The sequence below is a fragment of the Azospirillum sp. A29 genome (assembly GCF_042604625.1).
Taxonomy (GTDB): domain Bacteria; phylum Pseudomonadota; class Alphaproteobacteria; order Azospirillales; family Azospirillaceae; genus Azospirillum; species Azospirillum palustre.
This window is the reverse complement of sequence record NZ_CP170469.1, coordinates 228,451-248,368: the sequence shown is the minus strand read 5'-3', so window position 1 is coordinate 248,368 and position 19,918 is coordinate 228,451. Positions and strand designations below refer to the sequence as shown.

Here is a 19,918-nt window from a genome sequence, read left to right as displayed (position 1 = left end):
TCGCCGGATGAGCGAACGGAGTTCTTCCCCCACCCTGATTCTGCGCAACGCCAACGTCCTCACCTTCGATCCGTCCCGTCCGCGCGCCAGCACCGTGGCGCTCGCCGGCGACCGCATCCTCGCGGTCGGCGGGGAGGAGGTCGCGGCACTCGCCACCGCCGCCACCGAGGCGATCGACCTGGATGGCGCGACGCTGATCCCCGGCTTCAACGACGCCCACGCCCATATGGAGCGCGAGGGGCTGAAGCGCCTGCGCCCCTCGCTGGCCGGTGCGCGCAGCGTCGGCGACATTCTTGAGCGGGTGCGGGCGGTGGCGGCGGAGACGCCGCCCGGCCAGTGGATCGTCACCATGCCGATCGGCACGCCGCCCTTCTTCTTCGACGGTGCCGCGACGCTGGCCGAGGGGAGGCCGCCGGACCGGCACGAGCTGGACCGCGCAGCACCGGACCATCCGGTCTACATCCCCGGCCTGTTCGGCAACTGGGGCAAGCCGCCGGGACACAGCGCGCTGAACAGCAGGGCGCTGGCGCTGAACGGCATCACCGCGGCCAGCCTGCCGAGCTGCGGCGGCGTGGAGATCCTGAAGGATGCGCGCGGCGAACCGACCGGCGTGATCGTCGAGCACAACAGCCGCCCGACCGTCGAGTTCGACCTGCTGCCGGCGGTTCCCCGCTTCGGCTTCGCCGAACGGCTGGAAGGCGTGCGGCTGTCCCAGCGGCTCTACAACGCCCAGGGCACCACCAGCATCTACGAGGGGCATGGCTCCGCGCCGCAGACCATCTCGGTCTACCGCCGGCTGTGGGAGCTGGGGGAGCTGACGGTGCGGGTCGGGCTGGTGGTGAGCCCGAGCTGGGCCGACATCGCCGAGGCGCGCCGCGCCATGCGTGACTGGCTGGCCCACGCGCGCGGCGCCGGGCTGGGCGATCCCTGGCTGCGGCTGTCGGGCGTCCACATCGCCTATGGCGGCGACCCGGCGGTGGCCTGCTGCGCCCGCGACAATCTGCCGGACACCGGCTGGTCGGGCTTCGTCGAGCAGGCACTGACCCCGGCCGACTTCCGCGAGGCCTGCTTCCTGGCCGCCGAGCACGATCTGCGCCTGCACACCATCGTCAGCGACAGGCTGCACGAGGTGGTGCCGGTGCTGGAAGCGGTCAACCAGCGCCATCCGCTGTCCGGCCGCCGCTGGGTGATCGAGCATATCGGCCGCGCCCGGCTGTCCGATCTGGAGGCGCTGAAGCGGCTGGACGTGCTGGTGACGACGATTCCGACCTACTTTCTATGGAAGGGCGGGGCCGCCTATCTGGATGAGGCGGATGGCGGCGATCTGGTGGTGCCGCACGCCCATCTGCTGCGGCTGGGCATTCCGACCGCCATCGCCACCGACAACATCCCGCACGATCCCTTCTTCACCCTGTGGTCGGTCTGCAACCGGCTGGAACGGACCAGCGGCCGGGTCATCGGACCCGATCAGCGGCTGGATGCCGAAACGGCGCTGCGCCTGTTCACCGTGGCCGGCGCCGCCCTTACCTTCGACGAGGGGTGGAAGGGACCGCTGCGTCCCGGCTTTGCCGCCGACCTCGCCGTGCTGTCGGAGGATCCCACCGCCATCGACCCGGACCGGCTGCGCGACCTGCGCTGCCGCCTGACGCTGGTCGGCGGACGGATCGTCCATCGCGAAGGGCTGTGACCGTGCCGCGGCCGTTGCGGATCGTCATCGTCGGTGCCGGCGTGTCGGGCAGCGGCGTCGCGGCCGGGCTGGTGCGCGCCGGTGCCGCGGGCGGCTTCTCCGCCGAGGTGGAGCTTGTGGACCCGCGGCCGTCGCCCGGGGCCGGGCTGACCTACGCCGCGGGCGGCGACCCGCGCCACCGGGTGAATGTTCCCTCCATCCGCATGGCGGCGGTGACCGGACGGCCGGCCGGGGAGGGCGGGGATGAGGATTTCCATCGCTGGTGCCGGGAGCGCGGCGTGCTGGAGGCCGATCCGGCCGGTTGGGCGGACGGGCTGGTACCGTCAAGTTCGGGCTAGCAGGGATGCCTGGGTGACGGTATAGGGCCGGCATGACGACGCGCCCCGACCCGATGTACGCCGGCTACCGCTTCCCTGCCGAGGTGATCAGCTACGCAGTGTACCTGTACTTCCGCTTTCCGCTGAGCCTTCGGATGGTCGAGGAGATGCTGGGGCTGCGTGGTGTCACGGTCAGCCATGAAACCGTGCGCCAATGGGGCCTGAAGTTCGGCCGGGAGATCGCCACCCGCATCCGGCAACGGCGCCTTGCGCGCGGCGACAAGTGGCATTTGGATGAAGTCGTGATCAGCATCGCTGGTAGGAGGCACTACCTGTGGCGGGCGGTCGACCAAGACGGCTTTGTTCTCGACGTGCTCGTGCAAAGTCGGCGCGACACGCAGGCGGCCAAGCGTCTGCTGCGCAAGCTGTTGAAGAAGCAGGGCCGGGCGCCGCGGGTGCTGATCACCGATAATCTGAAGTCCTACGCAGCCGCCAAGAAGGCCCTGAAGCTGCGCTGCGAGCACCGCCAGCATAAGGGCCTCAACAACCGCGCCGCGATCACCTTACCGCCTCCGAATACCGCGCCGCCCGCGTCCAGGCCTTCGCTGACTGGGCCGAGGTCGCCGGTGCGCCGCTGGCCGACTGAGGCACCGGCATCTGCCTATCCATGGCCGAACGGGGCCAGCCACCATGTCGGTGCCAACGAGTTGACGGTGCCGTACAGGTACACCGCGTAGCTGATCACCTCGGCAGGGAAGCGGTAGCCGGCGTACATCGGGTTGGGGCGCGTCGTCATGCCGGCCCTATACCGTCACCCAGGCACCCCTGCTAGCCCGAACTTGACGGTACCCCATAGAATGCTGGCCTGATGGCTGTTGGTGACGGCCACAGCCCTACCAGACCGCGCCTCCAGCGCAATATCTCTCTTCAGCTTAAAGTAGCATGCCGGTCAGCACCGGCTGGGACGTACCCGCTACGAACAAACTCTCAGGGGAAACGGCATGCGTGTGCTTCGGAGGTGGTACATCGGCAGCCTCCGGCCAGGGAAGATTTCTTCTCAACACGCGGTCGCGCGATCCCGCACCACGTGCAAAAAGCTTTTCTCCCGGATTTATTCTTCGGCGAGGCCATTGGGGCGGCCACGCATCCCGATGCTGAACCCGTAGCCGTTGGGCCCGTCGATCCCCCCTCGGTGATTTAGCCGCGACCTGACGCGGCCCGCGCAAGGCCGGCATAGTGACGGACGTCGAAGGCGATGAACTCGACCTCTGCGTCGGTGACGTCGCGCAGGTGCTTGGCCGGGCTGCCGGCCCAGAGCTGGCGGGCGGGGATGCGCTTGCGCGGGGTCAGCACCGCGCCGGCGGCCAGCATGGCGTTGCTTTCCACCACCGCCCCGTCCAGTACGATCGCGCCGATGCCGACGAGACAGCCGTCCGCCAGCGTGCAGCCATGCATCCTCACGCCGTGGCCGATCACCACGTCGGCACCGATGATCGTGGGATACTCGTTCAGCATGACGTGGATGATGGTGCCGTCCTGGATGTTGGTGCGCGGCCCGACCGTGATGCTGTGGTCGTCGCCGCGCAACACGCAGCCGTACCAGACGCTGGCCTCCGTCCCGATGGCGACGTCGCCGACCACCACCGCGCCGGGGGCGACGAAGGCGTCGGCAGCGATGCGCGGCCACACTCCCTTGACAGGCCGGATGATGGCGCCGGGATGGCGGGCGAGCAGGAACTCCCCGGTTTCGAAGATGGCCTCGGTTGCGCTCTCGGTGGTCATTGCTTCTTGTCCTTAATCAGGGCCTGCCCGGTCTTCGCGCCGGTCAGGAGGCGAGCCGTTCGGCCTCTGTCTCCGCTGCCGGATCGGTAATCACCCCGGCGGCGAGCAGGCGGTCGATGTCGGCCCGACTGTAGCCCAGTTCGGCCAGCAGCGTCGCGCTCTGCGCACCCACCGGCGGCAAGGCCATCCGCGGCCCCAGGCGCCGCCCGCCCAAAGTCAGCGGCAGAAGCGGTACGCGGGTTTCCCCGCCGGTTTCGGTGGTGATGGCGGCGAGGCCGCCGCTCTCGATCAGGTGGGGGTCGTCGAACAGCTCCTCCGGCCGGTTGATCGGGGCATAGGGCAAGCCGTTGCGCTCGAAGAGATCGGCGATTTCGGCCTTGCTGTAGGCGGCAAGGCGGCGGCGGATCTCCGGCAGCATCCAGTCGCGGGCCTGACAGCGTTTGGTGTTGCCGTCCAGCCGCGGATCGGCAGCCAAGTCGTCGAAGCCGAAGGCGGTGCAGAAGGTCCGCCACTGCACGTCGCTGACCGCGCCGAGGAAGATTTGCTCGCCGTCCTTCACCTCGAAGGTGTCGTAGATGCTGAAGGCGGCGATGCGCTCGGGGAAGGGGGGCGGTGCCTCACCGGTCACCGCGAACTGCTGCATGTGCTGGGCCGACAGCAGGACGCAGGTCTCGTACAGGCCGGATTGGATGTCCTGGCCGCGGCCGGTGGCGTCGCGGGTGCGGAGCGCCGCCAGGACGCCGATCACCCCGAACATGCCGCCCATGATGTCGTTCACCGAGCTGCCGGCGCGCAGCGGCCGGCCGGTCGGGCCGGTCATGTAGGCGAGCCCGGCCATCATCTGCACCACCTCGTCCAGCGCCGTACGCTTTTCATAAGGGCCGGGTAGAAAGCCCTTCAGGGACAGGTTGATGACGCGCGGGTTGCGCGCTTCGAGGCTGGCATAGTCGAGGCCGTATTTCGCCATCAGTCCGGGACGGAAATTCTCCAGCACCACGTCGGCGGTGTCGACCAGCTTGTGGACGGCGGCCAGCCCGTCCGGGCTGTTCAGGTCGATGGCCAGCGACTGTTTGTTGCGGTTGAAGGTGCGGAAAAAGCCGGCGGCGGCGCCCGGCAGGGCGCGGGTCTTGTCGCCAGTCACCGGCTCCACTTTGATGACGTCGGCACCGAGATCGCCCAGGATCATGCCGCAGGTCGGCCCCATCACCATGTGGGAGAATTCGACGACCCGGATGCCGGCTAGTGGGAGGGTGGCGGTAAGGTTGTTGGCGTCAGGCATGGACGGTGCTCCGGTGAAAATGCTTCGGCAGGCCGGCGGCGGCGATCTTGCCGTGCAGCGTCTGGCCGGGAAGTAGGGTGGCGAGTAGGCGTTGCGCCTCGATCAGGGCGTCCAGGTCGATGCCGGTGTCGAAGCCGATCGCCTCCAGCATGAAGGCCAAATCTTCGGTGGCGACATTGCCGCTGGCGCCGGGGGCATGGGGGCAGCCGCCCAGCCCGCCGAGCGAGGCGTCGAATTCGCGGATGCCGATGTCCAGCACCGCCAGACAATTGGCGAGGCCGAGGCCGCGGGTGTCGTGGAAATGGGCGCTTTGCAGCCGGTCGCCGGCGACGTCCTTCACCCGCTTGTACAGGCGGCGGACCTGGGCGGGATCCGCATAGCCGACGGTATCGGCCAGGGCCACGCGGTCGGCCCCCGCTTCCAGGCAGGATTCGCACAGGCGGACCACCTCGTCCTCCGGCACTTCGCCCTGGATGGTGCAGCCGAAGGCGGTGGAGATGCCGGCGTCGATGCGGGTCGCGTAACCACCCTCGTCGCGGGCGCGGCAGACGCGGGCCAGCTCCTCCACCGACTCCTCGCGGGTCTTGCGGATGTTGGCGCGGCTGTGCGCCTCGCTGGCCGACAGGGGCAGGACGATGACGTCGGAACCGGCGGCGAGCGCCGCCGTGGCACCCTTCAGGTTCGGGGCCAGCGTGTGGACGGTGACGCCGGGCAGCGCACGGGCGCCGGCCACCACCTCGGCGGCGTCGGCCATCTGGGGCAGCAGCCTGGGCGGCACGAAGGAGGCCGCTTCGAAGCGGCGGACGCCGGCGCGGGACTCGGCCTCCAGCCAGCGCAGCTTGTCGACGGTGGGCATCACGCGGTCGAGGATCTGGAGCCCGTCGCGCAGGCCGACCTCGACGATGGTCACGGGGGCTTTCGTCATGGCAAGGAGTCTCCGTTCGGATGCGCGCGGGGCGGCGTGCATCCGGGGGAAGGCTTTGAAGGGAATGCGGTTCTGAAGCGGGCGGTTACGTTCCGAAGCCGGCGGCTTGCGGCAGCCAGAGCGACAGTTGCGGGAACAGCCAGATGATGAACAGCCCGGCCATCATCAGCAGCACATAGGGCAGGGCGCCGCGCGTCACCTCGGCCAGGGAAGAGGTGGTGATGCCCTTGATGACGAACAGGTTCATGCCGACCGGCGGGGTGATCAGCGCCAGTTCCAGGTTGATCATCAGCATCACGCCGTACCAGATCGGATTGATGCCCAGCGCGGTCATCACCGGCAGGATGATCGGCGTGGTGATCAGGATGATGGCGATGGTTTCCAGGAACATGCCCAGGATGAAGATCGCGAACATCACCGCCAGGATGAAGCCGCTCTGCGACAGGCCCAGCGTCGCCACCGTCTCCATGATCTGGGCCGGCAGGCGGATGATGGTGATGGCATGGCCGAACATGCCGGCGGCTGCGATGATCATGAACAGCATGACGCTGGTCCGCATGGTCTGCACGCCGCAATCCAGCAGGTCGGCGACGGAGACGTTGCGGTAGACCAGCAGCGCCACCGCCAGCGCATAGACCGCGCCGATCGCCGCGGCCTCGCCGGCGGTGAAGACGCCGAGATAGATGCCGCCCAGGATCAGCGGCGGCATCATCACCGCCCAGATCGACTTGCGGAAGGCGGCGGCGACGGTGCCGAAGCCGGGCCAGGGCTGCGACTGCACGCTGTCCTGTCCCCTGGCCCGGAGCCAGCTGTAGCCGGCGAAGATCACCGCCATCAGCAGGCCGGGAATGATGCCGGCCAGGAACAGCGCGCCGATCGAGGCATCGGTGACGATGGCGTAGAGAATCATCGGCCCGGACGGCGGGATCAGGATGCCCAGCGTGCCGCCGGCGGCGATCAGCCCGTAGGTATCGCGCTGGCGGTAGCCGTAGCGCTTCATCTGCGGGATGGAGATCGATCCGATGGTCGGCGCGGTCGCAACCGAGGATCCGGAGATGGTCGAGAAGATGGTGCAGGACAGGATGGTGGCGAAGCTGAGTCCACCCTTGATGTGCCCGACCAGCGTGTTCGACATCTCATAGAGGTCGTCGACCACCTTGGCCTTGATCATGATGTGGGCCATGAAGGCGAACATCGGGATGGTGGCGAGCAGCGGGTTGTTAAGGCTGGCGAACACCGCGTCGGCCATGCTGTCGACGCTGCCCTCGAACAGGGCCAGCACGCCGAGCGAGGTGAGGGCGAGTGCGGCGAAGATCGGCATGCCGCTGAACAGCAGGAGCAGCAGCAGGCCCAGGATCAGGAACGTCATCAGTGGCCTCCCGTCCGCTCGTCCGACTCATGTCCGGCCAGAGCATTGATCAGCTTGGCGAAGGCGACGATCCCCAGCAGGGCGGCACCGATGGGGAGTGCCGCCTGCGGAATCCACAGCGGCAGTTCCAGCTGGCCCGAGGAAAAGGCATCGAAGTCATAGGAGAAGGCGGCGGTATGCCAGCCGGTGCGGACCAGCAGCACGGCGAAGACCAGCACCGCCAGGTTCGACCAGGCATCCAGCCAGCGCCGGCCGCGCGGACCGACGAAACCCAGGATCAAATCGATGCGGATATGGTGGCCGGTGCGCAGCGCCTCGGCGGAACCGGCCATCACCATGGCGACGACCAGATAGCCGCAGGCCTCGTCGACGCCTTCCAGCGGGTGGCCGAGGACATAGCGGGCGACGACCCCGGCCGTGGTGAGGGCCAGGACGATGGCGATCAGCAGGATGCTCAGTGCGCCGCCGATGCGCGACAGGACCGACGCGGTGGCGGTCAGCAGGCGCAGGGCGCCATGGGAGGTGGCTTTGCCGTCTCCGGGGGCGACGGCATCCGGGGTGGACATGCTGCTCACGGCTTACCCTCCCGTTATTGAAGCTTCTGGACGAGTTCCAGCAGCTTGCGGCCGTCGGCACCGGTCTCGTCGGCAAAGCCCTCGGCGAAGGCGGGAGCCATGGCGGCCTTGAAGGCGGCATTCTCCTCGGCGGTCGCGACGTGGACCTTGACGCCCTTCGATTCCAACTCCGCCGGGGCATTGGCGGCCGCCTCTTGAGACGCTTCCAGCGCCCAGGCGGCAGCCTCCTCGCCGGCCTTCTTCAGGGCTGCCCTGTCCTTGTCGGTCAGCTTGTCGTACCAGCGGGGATTGACGTAGCCGTGCAGATAGGCAGCCAGCACCGGTACCACCGTCATGTGGTCCTGCACCTCGTAATATTTGCGCGACCAGGCGGCGGCGACGTCGGTGAGGGCGGAGTCGATGACGCCGGTGGCCAAGGCCTGGTAGACCTCGCTGCCGGGGATCGCGACCGGCGTGGCGCCCATCGCCTTAAGCCCGCGGTCGAAGGCCGGACCGATGCCGCGCATCTTCTGGCCCTGGAAATCCGCCGGCTTCAGCAGCGGCTTGCCCTTCGAGGTGAAGACGGTGGTGTTGGTCTGGAACATCCAGACCACGTTCTTTACGCCCTTCTTCAGCAGGCGTTCCTCAAGGAAGGCCGCCGCTTCGGAGGTCGGCCATTTCCGCCAAGCCTCGATCGACGACAAGGTGTAGGGGCCGACGGTGACGTTCATCAGCGGCAGCGTCTTGCCCCATTGGAAGTTCAGGGAAAAGGCGCATTCGATGTCGCCCTTGGCCACTGCCAGGATGTTGTCGTTGGCCTTGATCAGGCTGTCGGCACCGAAGACCTGGACGTCGAGATTGCCGTCCGACAGCGTCTTCACCTCCGCAGCCCAGCGGTCGATGACCTTGGCGATGTGATGGGCCGGCGGCAACTGGTGGCTGCAGCGCATCCGCGTCGCAGCCTCCGCATCCGTCGGCAGCGCCATCAGCGCCGTCAACGCTGTGGCCGAAATGGCGGCGAGCAGCGTCGATCTTGCGTGGCTGGACGTCTTGGTGGGCGTCATGTCCTGCACCTCCCGATGGTGGTTCGTTGCGGCGGTCCAGCCCGTCGACGCGCGGCGTCTGGACCCGGAGCCCATTCGACTGCGGGCTTTCGGATTGTTTGTTCGGCAAGCAGAACAGCATGGGGGAGCAAGGTCGTAAAATATAAAGAAACGAAGCGAGTTATCTGGTTTCGAGATGGGTCTCATGCAGCCGTCCGGGCCAGCGGCCCGCCGCCTGCGCTTCGCGCACCACATCGATCATCAGCCGACGCGCTTCCGCCACGGCGCGGGACGCGGTCTTCATCCGTGAGGACACAAGATACAGAGTGCGGCCTATCGACGGATTCACCACCGGCCGCGCGACCAGTTCGCCGCGGGCGATCTCGTCGCCGGCCAGGGCGGCCGACTGGACCGTCACGCCAAGCCCGGCGTCGACCGCCCGTTTCAGTGGAATGGCCGATTCGATCTCCAGATAGACCTTGGCGGCGATGGCGTTGCGCACCTCGGCATCGCTGGCCAGTGCTTGCAGCACGGCGACGCGCCCGGGCATGATCAGCGGCAGGCGCAGCACCTCGGCCAGATCGATGGGGCCGCCGTCGCCGATCATCGCCTGGGTGCCGAGGCAAACCAGTTCCTCGTCCAGCAACGGGACGGCCTCCAGCCGGTCGTCATTGGGCGGCATGAGGGTGAGGGCGATATCGGCCTGACCGGACAGCATCCATTGATGCATGATCTCGCTGTGCGCCTCGATCACGCGCAGCTTGACTTCGGTCAGGGTGGCCGCGACGCGCCGGATGAAGGGCAGGCCGATGGCCTCCATTGCCGTGTAATTGAAGCCGACCATCACCGGCCCCACCACTGCCCGTGACAGCGACAGCACGTCCAGTTCGGCCTGTTCCAGCGCGTGCAGCACGCCTCTCGCATGGGCATACAGCCGGTCGCCCGTCTCCGTCCGGCTGACGCCGCGCGGCTGACGGACCAGAAGCTGGACGCCCAGATCGGCCTCCAGCGTCGCGACGTGCTGGCTGAGCGCCGATTGCGCCACGTTCAGAAACTCACTGGCCTTGGAAAAGCTGCCGAGTTCGCAGACGGCGACGAAATAGCGGAGGCGGCGGAAATCCAGCTTCGTTGGCATGTGGCTTTGTCCCACAGGCCCCCTTGCCGGGCAAAGCGGAATATCGCTGTTGGCTCCGCCCGCCGCTCCCGGTACGGCACGAACGACATACTTTCTTGCAAATAAGAGCTTGTTCGTGACGGGCTCATCCTGACCGGTGCTGCGCGGGATGCTACTTTAAGCTGAACAAGAGTGTTGCGTCGGGTGGCCGGTCTGGTAGGGCTGTGAGCGTCGTCGACAGCCTTCGGGTCAGCAGTCTATGGGCAGCGCCGTTCGTCCCGCAAGCACCACGCCCGCCTCCTGGGATGCGTTCTCGAATGTCGATGCCTTCGTGGATGAGGTGCTGACGGAGTTGACAACCATGGCGGCGGAGGGGACGCGGACAACCCGAGCCGGCTCGAAGCCAGCGCTCGCCGGCGCTACCCTGCGCAAGGCGATCATGGCGGTGTGGTGCGTGTGCTTCTGCGGCATGCAATGGCGGGCCATCGGCCAGCTCTCCGGCATCCCGTTCGGCACGCTGTACACTCTGTTTGCCCGCTGGACCCGACTGGGACTGTGGCGCCGTTTGCTCGATCGGCTACGCCGCACGTGGCGGCTGGCCTGCAGCGATACGGCCGAGCCGAGCACGGTGGTGATCGACAGCCGCACCTGCCCTTCGGCCCCGAGCTGCTTCGCGAGTGGCGTGGACGGCGGCAAGAAAATCCGCGGCGTGAAGGTCCATATTGCCGTCGAGAAGTACGGCATTCCGCTGGCGATCGATGCAGCGCCAGCCAACGTACACGACTCCAAGGGCATCGTCCCGGTCCTGCGGGAGATCGCCGGCCGCGGTTTCCAGGGCCCAGCCATTGGTGACCTTGGTCATCGCGGCCAGCGCCTAGCCAAAGCCGGGGAGGCGCTTGGCATCACCATTCAGCCGATCGCCCGAGGGCGCGATGGCGTGTTTATTCCCACCAAAATCGCCTGGGTCGTAGAGCGCTCGTTTGGATGGCTGAGCTGCTACCGACGATTGAACACCATTGTCGAGCGGACGAAGGAGCACCTCGTCGCTTTTATCGGGATCGCCTTCATCTCGATCCTCTCACGCCGCCTGAAGCGGCTCGTCACCCAGGCAATCCCCGCATGAAGTCCACGAACAGCCACTGAAATTGGGTGACTTACGACGCGGCACTGTGTCGCCGAGGTGATTTGACGCTCTGGGTGACGCCGGAGGCGATCGCCGCCTGGACGCCGCTCTCCACTGACCCTCTCCTATGCTCTCACCGGCAAGGGTCAGATTGTGTAATTCGGCTCCGGCAGGCTCATGTCCATTTCCTCCGCCGGGGCCTGCGGCGAGTTGGTCCAGCCGACGATCCTGGCCGGCACCCCGGCCACGGTGGCGCCGGGCGGCACCGGCTTCAACACCACGCTGCCGGCGCCGACCTTGGCATGCCGGCCGATCTCGATGTTGCCCAGCACTTTGGCGCCCGCGGCCAGCAGGACGCCGTCGCGCACCTTGGGATGGCGGTCGCCATGCTCCTTGCCGGTGCCGCCCAGAGTGACGCCCTGGAGGATCGACACGTCGTCGCCGACCTCCGCCGTCTCGCCGATCACGACGCCGGTGCCATGGTCGATCAGCACGCCGCAGCCGAACGGCACCGCGGGATGGATGTCGACGGCGAAGGCTTCGGAAACCCGGCTTTGCAGGAAATGCGCGAGTTCGGTGCGCCCATGCCGCCACAGCCAATGGGCGACGCGGTGCCATTGCAGGGCGTGGAAGCCCTTGAAATAGAGGAACGGCGTCAGGCAGCCGTCGGCCGCCGGATCGCGGGCGACAATGGCGCCGAGGTCGGCAACCGCCGCCGCGACGATGGCCGGTTCCTCCGCATAGGCGGTCTCGGTGAGATCGGCGAGCCGCTCCGCCGAAATGTACCGGTCGCCCAGCTTGCGGGCGAGATGGCCGCCCAGCGCCGATCCGAAGCCTTCATGCGACAGCACGGCGATGTGGATGAAGCTGCGCAGCAGCGGATCGCGACCAGCAGCATCCTCGGCATCCGCGCGCAACCTCGTCCACAGCGCGGCTTCGGCCCGGTCGCCCGCCGCCGCCCGGTCCGGGGGCCTGGATGCGGCGGCGAAGCAGGCCGGGGCGACGATGCGGCCCATAGGCGTCCTCCTCACGACCGCTGCCTCATGACCGCTGTCCGCGCCGGACCAGTTCGGCCCGGATGCGGTGGAGGGCGGCGGTCGGCGCGTCGATGTCCTCGCAGCTGTTGTAGAAGGCGAGCGAGGGGCGCACCGTGCTTTCCACCCCGAAGCGGCGCAGGATCGGCTGGGCGCAGTGATGGCCGGAGCGCACGGCGATGCCCTCGCGGTCGAGCGCGCGGCCGACATCCTCCGTCCGGCAACCGTCCAGCACGAAGGACAGCACGCCGGCCTTCTCCCGCGCGGTGCCGATCAGCCGCAGGCCGGGCACGGTCAGCAAGCCGGCGGTCGCGTATTCGAGCAGGTGATGCTCGTAGGCGGCGATGGCCGGCATGCCGATCCGGTCGAGATAGGCGATGGCCGCCCCCAGCCCCACCGCGTCGGCGATGTTGCCGGTGCCCGCCTCGAACCGCATCGGCGCCGGCTGGTAGACGGTCCTCTCGAAGGTGACGTCGGCGATCATGTTGCCGCCGCCCTGCCAGGGCTGCATGCCCTCCAGAACGTCGAGACGGCCATAGAGCACGCCAATTCCGGTCGGGGCGAACATCTTGTGGCCCGACAGCACGAAGAAGTCGCAGCCCAGCGCCTGGACGTTCACCGGCATGTGCGACACCGCCTGCGCTCCGTCGACCAGGGTGCGGATGCCGGCGGCGCGCGCCATCGCCACCATCTCCGCCGCCGGGGTGATGGTGCCGAGCGCGTTCGACACCAGGGTCAACGACACCAGCTTCGTGCGCGGCCCCAGCAGGCGGACATACTCGTCCATCCGGATCTGGCCGTCGTCGTCGACCGGCACCACCCGCAGCCGGGCGCCGGTTTCGGCGCAGAGCTGCTGCCAGGGCACGATGTTGGCGTGATGCTCCAGCCATGTGACGACGATCTCGTCGCCCTCGCGGACGAAATGGCGGCCCCAGGCCTTGGCGACCAGATTGATCGCCTCGGTGGCGCCGCGGACGAAGACGATCTCGCGGGTGTCGGCGGCGCCGACGAAGCGGCGGACCTTCTCGCGCGCATCGTCATAGGCGTCGGTGGCGCGGGCCGCCAGCGCATGGGCGGCGCGGTGGATGTTGGAGTTCTCCTCCGCGTAGAAGCGGGCGAGCCGGTCGATCACCGCCTGCGGCTTCTGCGTGGTGGCGGCGTTGTCCAGCCAGATCAGCGGCTTGCCATGCACCGTTTGGTTCAGGATCGGAAAGTCGCGCCGGGCGGCGCGCGGGTCGAAGGCGGGAGCTGCCGCCAGGGGCAGGTCGGGAATGCGATCGGCGCGCAGTTGGACCGACAGCGCGCCGACATCGACCAGATGGCCGGGAGCGGCCGGAACCGTGGCCGCGGAACTGCTCGGCGCGCCGGCGGGGCCGCTTCCGAGGAAATATGGCTGTCCCGCCGGCAGAGCCGGACCGGTGGCCGGACTGGCGGCTGGCAGGGGAGATGTCAGGGGAGATGCCGGGGAAGACACCGGCGGCGGTACCAGCGACAGCGCGCCGCCCAGCGAATGCAGGATGGAGCCAAGCCCGCCGTCGCCGGCCGGGGGTGCCGTGGCCGGAGCGACCGGAACGGCCGGAACCGGTCCCGGCGCATGGACGGCGGAAACCGCAGCCGGCGGCGGAGCCGCCCGGACGGCCGTCGGCAACCCGCTCGATGACGGCCCGCCCGACGGTTGGCCGTTGGGCAGCGCCTGGAAGAACTGGTTGGCGAGCCGGGCGATCAGGCCGGCATCGGGCGAGCCCGCGAAGCCGGCATCCCCTGCCGCCGCCGACGGCGACAGGGTGAGCGCGTCGGCGGGAAGGCCGGCGGAATCAGGCATAGTCGTAATAATGGCCGACATTGACATCCTCCAGCACGCCGATGGCATCCTCGGTCAGGATCGCGGCCGAGCAGTAGAGCGAGATCAGGTAAGACGCGATGGCCTTGCGGTTGATGCCCATGAAGCGGACCGACAGGCTCGGCGCCACCTCGCCCGGAACGCCGGGCTGGAACAGGCCGATGACGCCCTGCTTCGCCTCGCCGGTGCGCAGCAGCAGGATGTTGGTGCGGCCGTCCGGCGTGATATGCAGCTTGTCGCTGGGGATCAGTGGCAGGCCGCGGCAGGTCAGGAAGGGCGAGCCGTGCAAGGGTGACGGTGGGCGGCGGCACGCCGCGGCGGGTGCATTCGCGGCCGAAGGCGGCGATGGCGCGCGGATGGGCCAGGAAGAAGGCGGGCTCCTTCCACACCTTGGCGATCAGCTCGTCCAGGTCGTCGGGGGTGGGCTGGCCCTTGCGGGTCTTGATCCGCTGGCCGGGGGCGGCGTTGGTCAGCAGGCCGTATTCGGCGTTGTTGATCAGCTCGCCCTCCTGCCGTTCCTTGACCTTTTCGATCAGCAGCCGCAGCTGTTCCTGGATCTGGTCGATGGGATGGCTGTAGAGGTCGGAGACGCGGGTCTGAACGTCCAGCACCGTCGTCACCGCGTTCAGCGAATATTCGCGCGGGCTTTCATCGTAGGGGACGAAGGTTTCCGGCAGGTCGGCGTCGTTGCGCGGGCTGCATTCCACCTCGGACCGCACTTGGCCCTGCGGGTCGATGACGCGGTTCAGGCGGTAGATGCCGGCCTCGACCGGCGTCCAGGGCAGAAAGGACACCAGCCAGCGCGGCGTGATGCCCGACCATTGCGCCCGCGTCTTCGTGGCGTTGGCGAGCTGGCGGGCCGCCTGCTCGTTCAATGTTCGGCGCAGCTCGGTGTCTTCGGACATGGGAATCGGCTCCTTGCGAAGGGCGATGGCATTGGAAGGCGCTCCGGCGGCGCGCGACGGCGACAGCCGCCGCGGCGGCGGCGTGGAGACGCCGGTGCGGGGAATGGGTCGGGCTGACCGGCGGAAGGGCGAAGCCCTCGTCCTGGGCTGCGGTCCGCCGGTGGCGGTGGCGTCCCCGGCATCGGGGCAAGGCCGACCATGCACAGCTTCCGGCTGCCTCTCAAGCGCCGGTAAAACAGCGCAGGTCGATTGATCCGCTATAACGGACAGACCTCCGTTCAATTGGGCCAAACCCTGATAGCGGATTATTCTCTATTTATCCGTAGGAATTACCGCGGCTCTTAACCTATTCAGTCGCCGGGAAATTCATCGGTGGATTCTGCGAAGCCGGTCGTGCTCTGCGGCGAAGTCTGCGAAAGACCGGTGAAAACCTGGGAGGCGATCTCCATCCATACGGCAGAGCGCGCAGTAAAACATTATAAATATGTACTATTATAACAATACACACTGTGGATAATAATTCTCTCTTATGTGACATGGAAATGGTGACTCCCATGCCGCACTCGTCCCTTCGCCGGGCGGTTCCGTCGGCTGTGCAACCTGAGGAGGCCGGCGTGGCGCCGATCCTCCGTCTCGTCCTCGACAATATGGCGGAGGGGGTGTGCGTCGCCGACTGCAACGGCCGCATCATAACCGCCAATCCGGCGGCGGAGGCGGTCTTCGGTCCGCTGGGCGGCATCGCCTTCGATGCGCATTTCGGAAACCGGCTGCGGCTGGAGGACGGGGTCAGCCCGTGCCCGGAAGCCCTTTGGCCGATGGGCCGGGCGATCCGCGGCGAGACGATGGACCGCGAGAGCCTGTATCTCGCCGCGGCCGTTTCCGGCGGAACAGGCACCTGGCTGCGGGTGAACGCCCGCCCGCTGGTTCAGGACGGCCGGCCGGTCGGCGGTGTGCTGGTGTTCCGCGACATCACCCAGGTCAAGGCGGTGGAGGACCGGATCGCCTGGCTGGCCCATTTCGATCCTTTGACCGGCCTTCCCAACCGTGTCGAGTTCCGCCGGCGCCTGGAGGCGGCGATTGCGGCGGCGCGGCGGGACGGCACCCGGCTGGCGGTGATGCTGCTGGATTTCGACGGCTTGAAGGAGATCAACGACCAGTTCGGCCATGCGGTGGGCGACGAGCTTCTCGTCGCGGTGGCCCGCCGGCTGCGCGACGCGCTGGAGGCCGGGGCGACGGTCGCGCGGCTGGGCGGCGACGAATTCACGATCATCGTCGAGGAGCGCGGCGGCCGGACGGCCGATGCGGCCTCGCAGTCCCTGATCCGGGCGATGGCCGAACCGTTTCCGCTTGCCGGCGGCCGGCACCGGCTGACCGTCAGCATCGGCGTGGTCGGCCATCCAGCGCAAAGCGACGGTGCCGACGACCTGCTGCGCAAGGCGGACATGGCCATGTACCGGGCCAAGGAGCGCGGCGGCAGCACGGTTTGCCGGTATGACCCGGCGATGACGGACGCAGCGGCGGAGCGGACCCGGCTGCGCGGGCTGCTGGCCGGCGCGCTGGAGCGCGGCGAGTTCCACCTCGCCTACCAGCCGCTGGTCGAGGCGGCCGGCGGCCGTCCCGTCGGGGTCGAGGCGTTGCTGCGCTGGCAGCCGCCGGGCGACGCGGCGCCCGTTCCGCCATCGGTGTTCATCCCCCTGTGCGAGGCGAGCGGGCTGATCCTGCCCATCGGCCGCTGGGTGCTGGAAACCGCCTGCCAGCAGATCCGGAGCTGGGCGGACGGCGGCGGGCCGCCTTTGGAGGTCGCGGTCAACGTATCGCCGCGCCAGCTTCGCGACCCCGCCCTGCTGGAGGATGTGCGGACGGTGCTGGAGACGACCGGCATCGATCCCGCACTGCTGGTGCTGGAGGTGACCGAGGGGTTGCTGATCGAGGATATGGAGTACAGCCGCCATGTGCTGACCGGGCTGAAGCGGCTGGGGGTGCGGCTGGCGCTGGACGATTTCGGCACCGGCTATTCCAGCCTCAGCTATCTCAACAGCCTGCCGTTCGACGTGCTGAAGATGGACGGCTCCTTCACCCGCAATCTGGGGGCGGCGGACCTGGACAATGCCGGCGGGCAGGCGGTCGCCCGCGCCATCATCGGGCTGGCGCGCAGCCTGTCGATGACCCTGGTCGCCGAGGGGGTGGAGACGCCGGCCCAGCATGGCTGGCTGGCGGCGAACGGGTGCAGCCTGATCCAGGGCTATCTCATCGGACGGCCGGAACCGGCGCCGTCCGCCGCTGCCCTGATCGGCCGGCTGGCCGCCGAGCATGAGCGCAGGCAGAATGAACGATTCGACTTTGTGATTTGAACCAGAAGGAACAGGCTGCGACGTTAAATCTACTTGCTGAATAGGTTAAAGGAGATATTCTCTTCTCATTCAATGGGAAATGCGGCCCGTGCCCGCAGGCCCGTTCAAGCGGAGTGGACGATCTGTGAGCGTCGCGAACGACGAGTATGCTCCCTCCGGCGAGGATGCGATCCCCGCGATACTCGGGCGTCACCTGCGGCGTCTGCGCACCCGCCAGGGCCTGTCGCTGGAACGGCTGGCGCGGCTGTCCGGGGTCAGCCGGGCGATGCTTGGGCAGATCGAGCTTGGACGCAGCGCGCCGACCATCACCGTGCTGTGGAAGATCGCCCGTGCGCTGGATGTCACGCTGGCATCGCTGACCCGATTCACCGAGCAGGGTGGGGTGGTAGTGGTGCGCCAATCCCAGACCAGGATGCTGGTTTCCCCGGATGGGCTGGCCCAGTCGCGGCTGCTGGCCCCGCCGGGGGAGGGGAGGGGGGCCGATGTTTTCGAGATCCGCCTGCATCCCGGCGGCAGCGAAGTCGGCGGCAGCCATCCGCCGGGGACCAGCGCCCATCTCGTCGTCGCGGAGGGCGTGGTCGAGCTTCGGGCCGCCGGCGTCCTGCATCGGCTGGCTGCCGGCGACACCAGTCTGTTCGACGCCGATGTGCCTTATGCCTGCATGAATGTCGGCGACGGCGATTCCCTGCTGTTCCTCGTGCTGTCGCACAGCGAAATCCTGCCCTGAGATGTCCTCTCCGCGCCCGCCGTCGCGCAGGTGCGGGACGGCGGGCGGCGCTGCATCCGCATACGTGAAGATGCAGCTTGACAGCCAAAAATTCCTACCTTCATACTAGTGAAATCAGATCTAAACACAAGACATTATGGTGTTTTTCCGCGTCCCATCCTCCGGGCCATCCTGTTCCGGGCCATCGTGCAAACTCTCACCGGCCCTCGACCCGGTGGGACAGATCAGCAAGGGCATGCCATGATGTCCATTGTTTCCCGTTTCGTCCTGCTGCGCGCCACGGTGCTGGCCGCCGGTGTGGCGTCCCTGCTTGGTGGCGCGGCATTCGCCGGGACGCCGCAGGACGGCGGCACGCTGACCGCCATCGTTCAGCCCGAGCCGGTCACCCTGACCTCGGCGATCAACACGGCGGCACCGACCGGTTTCATCAGCGGCAACGTCTTCGACGGCCTGATCGATTACGACCTCGACCTCAACCCCAAGCCGGCCCTGGCCGAGCGATGGGAGGTGGCGCCCGACGGCCTGTCGATCACGTTCTTCCTGCGCAAGGACGTGACCTGGCACGACGGGCATCCCTTCACCGCCGCCGACGTGAAATGGACGCTGGAGAATGTCTGGAAGACGATCCACCCGCGCAACCAGGCGACCTTCGGACGGGTGACGCAGGTCGACACGCCGGACGACCACACCGTCATCCTGCGCCTCAGCGAACCGTCGCTGGCCATTCTGAGTTCGGTCAACTCCAACGGCGCGCAGGTGCTGCCCAAGCATCTGTACGAGGGGACCGACGTCCTCAACAATCCCTACAACCTGAAGCCGGTCGGCACCGGCGCCTTCGTCTTCAAGGAATGGAGCAAGGGCAATTACCTGATCCTGGAGCGCAACCCGAACTACTGGGACAAGGGCAAGCCCCATCTCGACCGGGTCGTCTTCAAGGTGATCCCCGACGCCGCCGCCCGCGCCGCGGCGCTGGAGAAGGGGGACGTGCAGTATGCGGTCTTCAGCCCGGTGCCGCTGAAGGACGCCGAGCGGCTGGGCAAGCTGCCGAACCTGAAGATCGAGACGCGCGGCTACGAGTCAATATCGCCCTGGCTGTTCTTCGACCTGAACGTCGACAACAAATATCTGAAGGACGTGCGGGTCCGCCGCGCCATCGCCCACGCCATCGACCGCAAGGCGATCTCCAACATCGTCTGGTACGGCTTCGCCAAGCCGGCGATCAGCCCGGTGCCCTCGACGCTCCCCGCCTTCCACGACGCCACCGTTCCGCAATACGAGTTCGACGTCAAAAAGGCCGAGGCGCTGCTCGACGAGGCCGGCTACAAGCGCGGTCCCGATGGGGTGCGCTTCGCGTTGACCCATGACTTCATCCCCTATGGCGACGACTACAAGCGCACCGGCGAGTATCTGAAGCAGGCGCTGAAGCGCGTCGGCATCGAGGTGACGATCCGCAGCCAGGACACCGCCGCCTTCACCAAGCGCGTCTACGGCGACCGCGACTTCGACATCTCCAGCGCCTGGTTCGCCGCCTTCTCCGACCCGCAGGTCGGGGTGACGCGCGCCTACTGGTCGGGTTGGGTGGGCAAGAACACGCCCTGGACCAACGGCTCAGGATACCGCAACCCGGAGGTCGACGCCCTGATCGCCCAGGCCCAGGGGCAGGCGCGCCAGGAGGACCGCATCGCAACCTTCAAGAAGATCCAGCAGATCGTCCAGACCGACCTGCCGTCGATTCCGCTGGCCGAACTGAAGTTCTTCTCGGTCCACGCCGCGAACCTGAAGGACGTGGTGACCCACGGCGACCAAATCTACGGCTCGCTGAAGGACGCCTGGTTCGACAAGGCGGCATCGAACTGATCATGGCCGGA

General features: G+C 67.8%; 15 protein-coding genes and 3 pseudogenes. 8 read left to right on the top strand and 10 right to left on the bottom strand.

All coding sequences use genetic code 11. The features are described from left to right. Positions 1–7 precede the first annotated feature (7 nt). The 3 genes and pseudogenes from ABNQ38_RS35255 to ABNQ38_RS35245 all read left to right on the top strand — a co-directional run. Entirely contained in the window at positions 8–1,687 is a 1,680-nt protein-coding gene (locus ABNQ38_RS35255; protein ID WP_377811229.1) for an amidohydrolase, read from the top strand. A gap of 2 nt (positions 1,688–1,689) precedes the next feature. Beyond that, positions 1,690–2,025 (top strand): FAD/NAD(P)-binding protein, encoded by a 336-nt coding sequence (locus ABNQ38_RS35250; RefSeq protein WP_377811228.1) that lies wholly within the window; start codon positions 1,690–1,692, stop codon positions 2,023–2,025. A 32-nt stretch (positions 2,026–2,057) separates the two neighbouring features. Continuing rightward, positions 2,058–2,558: pseudogene (locus tag ABNQ38_RS35245) on the top strand (IS6 family transposase); the annotation flags it as partial. A 643-nt stretch (positions 2,559–3,201) separates the two neighbouring features. Here ABNQ38_RS35245 and ABNQ38_RS35240 read toward each other — a convergent pair. The 7 genes from ABNQ38_RS35240 to ABNQ38_RS35210 form a co-directional block, all read right to left on the bottom strand. Continuing rightward, positions 3,202–3,786: a gamma carbonic anhydrase family protein gene (locus tag ABNQ38_RS35240; protein WP_377811227.1), complete on the bottom strand. Its 585-nt coding sequence runs from the start codon at positions 3,784–3,786 to the stop codon at positions 3,202–3,204. A gap of 43 nt (positions 3,787–3,829) precedes the next feature. Continuing rightward, the gene (locus ABNQ38_RS35235) at positions 3,830–5,065 is read right to left on the bottom strand and encodes a CaiB/BaiF CoA transferase family protein (protein WP_377811226.1); all 1,236 of its coding nucleotides are present in this window, start codon (positions 5,063–5,065) and stop codon (positions 3,830–3,832) included. Then, a complete protein-coding gene (locus ABNQ38_RS35230) occupies positions 5,058–5,990 on the bottom strand; it encodes a hydroxymethylglutaryl-CoA lyase (RefSeq protein WP_377811225.1) in 933 nt (310 codons plus the stop codon). Before ABNQ38_RS35230 ends, ABNQ38_RS35235 begins: the two co-directional genes overlap by 8 nt. Before the next feature lie 85 nt (positions 5,991–6,075). Continuing rightward, the gene (locus ABNQ38_RS35225; protein WP_377811224.1) at positions 6,076–7,359 is read right to left on the bottom strand and encodes a TRAP transporter large permease; all 1,284 of its coding nucleotides are present in this window, start codon (positions 7,357–7,359) and stop codon (positions 6,076–6,078) included. Then, positions 7,359–7,925, bottom strand: a complete 567-nt coding sequence (locus tag ABNQ38_RS35220) for a TRAP transporter small permease (RefSeq protein WP_377811461.1) — start codon at positions 7,923–7,925, stop codon at positions 7,359–7,361. Before ABNQ38_RS35220 ends, ABNQ38_RS35225 begins: the two co-directional genes overlap by 1 nt. 23 nt (positions 7,926–7,948) lie before the next feature. After that, positions 7,949–8,977: a TRAP transporter substrate-binding protein DctP gene (dctP, locus tag ABNQ38_RS35215; protein ID WP_377811223.1), complete on the bottom strand. Its 1,029-nt coding sequence runs from the start codon at positions 8,975–8,977 to the stop codon at positions 7,949–7,951. A 160-nt stretch (positions 8,978–9,137) separates the two neighbouring features. Next, positions 9,138–10,091 carry a LysR family transcriptional regulator gene (locus tag ABNQ38_RS35210; protein ID WP_377811222.1) on the bottom strand — a complete coding sequence of 318 codons (954 nt, stop codon included), beginning with the start codon at positions 10,089–10,091 and terminating at the stop codon, positions 9,138–9,140. 238 nt (positions 10,092–10,329) lie between these two features. Here ABNQ38_RS35210 and ABNQ38_RS35205 point away from each other — a divergent pair, with 238 nt between their 5' ends. Continuing rightward, on the top strand, positions 10,330–11,193 hold the full coding sequence (locus ABNQ38_RS35205; RefSeq protein ID WP_377811221.1) for an IS5 family transposase: 864 nt from the start codon (positions 10,330–10,332) through the stop codon (positions 11,191–11,193). A gap of 20 nt (positions 11,194–11,213) precedes the next feature. Further along, positions 11,214–11,309, top strand: a pseudogene (locus tag ABNQ38_RS35200) (IS5/IS1182 family transposase); the annotation flags it as partial. 30 nt (positions 11,310–11,339) lie between these two features. Here ABNQ38_RS35200 and cysE read toward each other — a convergent pair. The 3 genes and pseudogenes from cysE to ABNQ38_RS35185 all read right to left on the bottom strand — a co-directional run bounded on the left by cysE (position 11,340) and on the right by ABNQ38_RS35185 (position 14,972). Then, positions 11,340–12,209 carry a serine O-acetyltransferase gene (gene cysE / locus ABNQ38_RS35195; RefSeq protein WP_377811220.1) on the bottom strand — a complete coding sequence of 290 codons (870 nt, stop codon included), beginning with the start codon at positions 12,207–12,209 and terminating at the stop codon, positions 11,340–11,342. Between the two features lie 25 nt (positions 12,210–12,234). Continuing rightward, positions 12,235–14,049: a family 2A encapsulin nanocompartment cargo protein cysteine desulfurase gene (locus tag ABNQ38_RS35190; protein ID WP_377811219.1), complete on the bottom strand. Its 1,815-nt coding sequence runs from the start codon at positions 14,047–14,049 to the stop codon at positions 12,235–12,237. Further along, positions 14,042–14,972 (bottom strand): annotated as a pseudogene (locus ABNQ38_RS35185) (family 2A encapsulin nanocompartment shell protein). Before ABNQ38_RS35185 ends, ABNQ38_RS35190 begins: the two are co-directional and overlap by 8 nt. Before the next feature lie 614 nt (positions 14,973–15,586). Between ABNQ38_RS35185 and ABNQ38_RS35180 the strand changes: the two are divergent. From ABNQ38_RS35180 to ABNQ38_RS35170, 3 genes are all read left to right on the top strand, one after another. Further along, entirely contained in the window at positions 15,587–17,323 is a 1,737-nt protein-coding gene (locus ABNQ38_RS35180) for an EAL domain-containing protein (RefSeq protein ID WP_377811218.1), read from the top strand. A gap of 124 nt (positions 17,324–17,447) precedes the next feature. Further along, positions 17,448–18,050, top strand: coding sequence for a helix-turn-helix domain-containing protein (locus ABNQ38_RS35175; RefSeq protein WP_377811217.1), 603 nt, complete (start codon positions 17,448–17,450; stop codon positions 18,048–18,050). A 240-nt stretch (positions 18,051–18,290) separates the two neighbouring features. After that, positions 18,291–19,907, top strand: coding sequence for an ABC transporter substrate-binding protein (locus tag ABNQ38_RS35170; protein ID WP_377811216.1), 1,617 nt, complete (start codon positions 18,291–18,293; stop codon positions 19,905–19,907). Positions 19,908–19,918 lie beyond the last annotated feature (11 nt).

What these genes read in the sequence shown, in the direction of transcription:
- cysE (WP_377811220.1), bottom strand. Translation starts at nt 12,209, where the DNA reads ATGGGCCGCATCGTCGCCCCGGCCTGCTTCGCCGCCGCATCCAGGCCC.
- ABNQ38_RS35225 (WP_377811224.1), bottom strand. Translation starts at nt 7,359, where the DNA reads ATGACGTTCCTGATCCTGGGCCTGCTGCTGCTCCTGCTGTTCAGCGGC.
- ABNQ38_RS35220 (WP_377811461.1), bottom strand. Translation starts at nt 7,925, where the DNA reads ATGTCCACCCCGGATGCCGTCGCCCCCGGAGACGGCAAAGCCACCTCC.
- ABNQ38_RS35190 (WP_377811219.1), bottom strand. Translation starts at nt 14,049, where the DNA reads ATGCCTGATTCCGCCGGCCTTCCCGCCGACGCGCTCACCCTGTCGCCG.
- ABNQ38_RS35170 (WP_377811216.1), top strand. Translation starts at nt 18,291, where the DNA reads ATGATGTCCATTGTTTCCCGTTTCGTCCTGCTGCGCGCCACGGTGCTG.
- ABNQ38_RS35240 (WP_377811227.1), bottom strand. Translation starts at nt 3,786, where the DNA reads ATGACCACCGAGAGCGCAACCGAGGCCATCTTCGAAACCGGGGAGTTC.
- ABNQ38_RS35230 (WP_377811225.1), bottom strand. Translation starts at nt 5,990, where the DNA reads ATGACGAAAGCCCCCGTGACCATCGTCGAGGTCGGCCTGCGCGACGGG.
- ABNQ38_RS35205 (WP_377811221.1), top strand. Translation starts at nt 10,330, where the DNA reads ATGGGCAGCGCCGTTCGTCCCGCAAGCACCACGCCCGCCTCCTGGGAT.
- ABNQ38_RS35255 (WP_377811229.1), top strand. Translation starts at nt 8, where the DNA reads ATGAGCGAACGGAGTTCTTCCCCCACCCTGATTCTGCGCAACGCCAAC.
- dctP (WP_377811223.1), bottom strand. Translation starts at nt 8,977, where the DNA reads ATGACGCCCACCAAGACGTCCAGCCACGCAAGATCGACGCTGCTCGCC.
- ABNQ38_RS35210 (WP_377811222.1), bottom strand. Translation starts at nt 10,091, where the DNA reads ATGCCAACGAAGCTGGATTTCCGCCGCCTCCGCTATTTCGTCGCCGTC.
- ABNQ38_RS35235 (WP_377811226.1), bottom strand. Translation starts at nt 5,065, where the DNA reads ATGCCTGACGCCAACAACCTTACCGCCACCCTCCCACTAGCCGGCATC.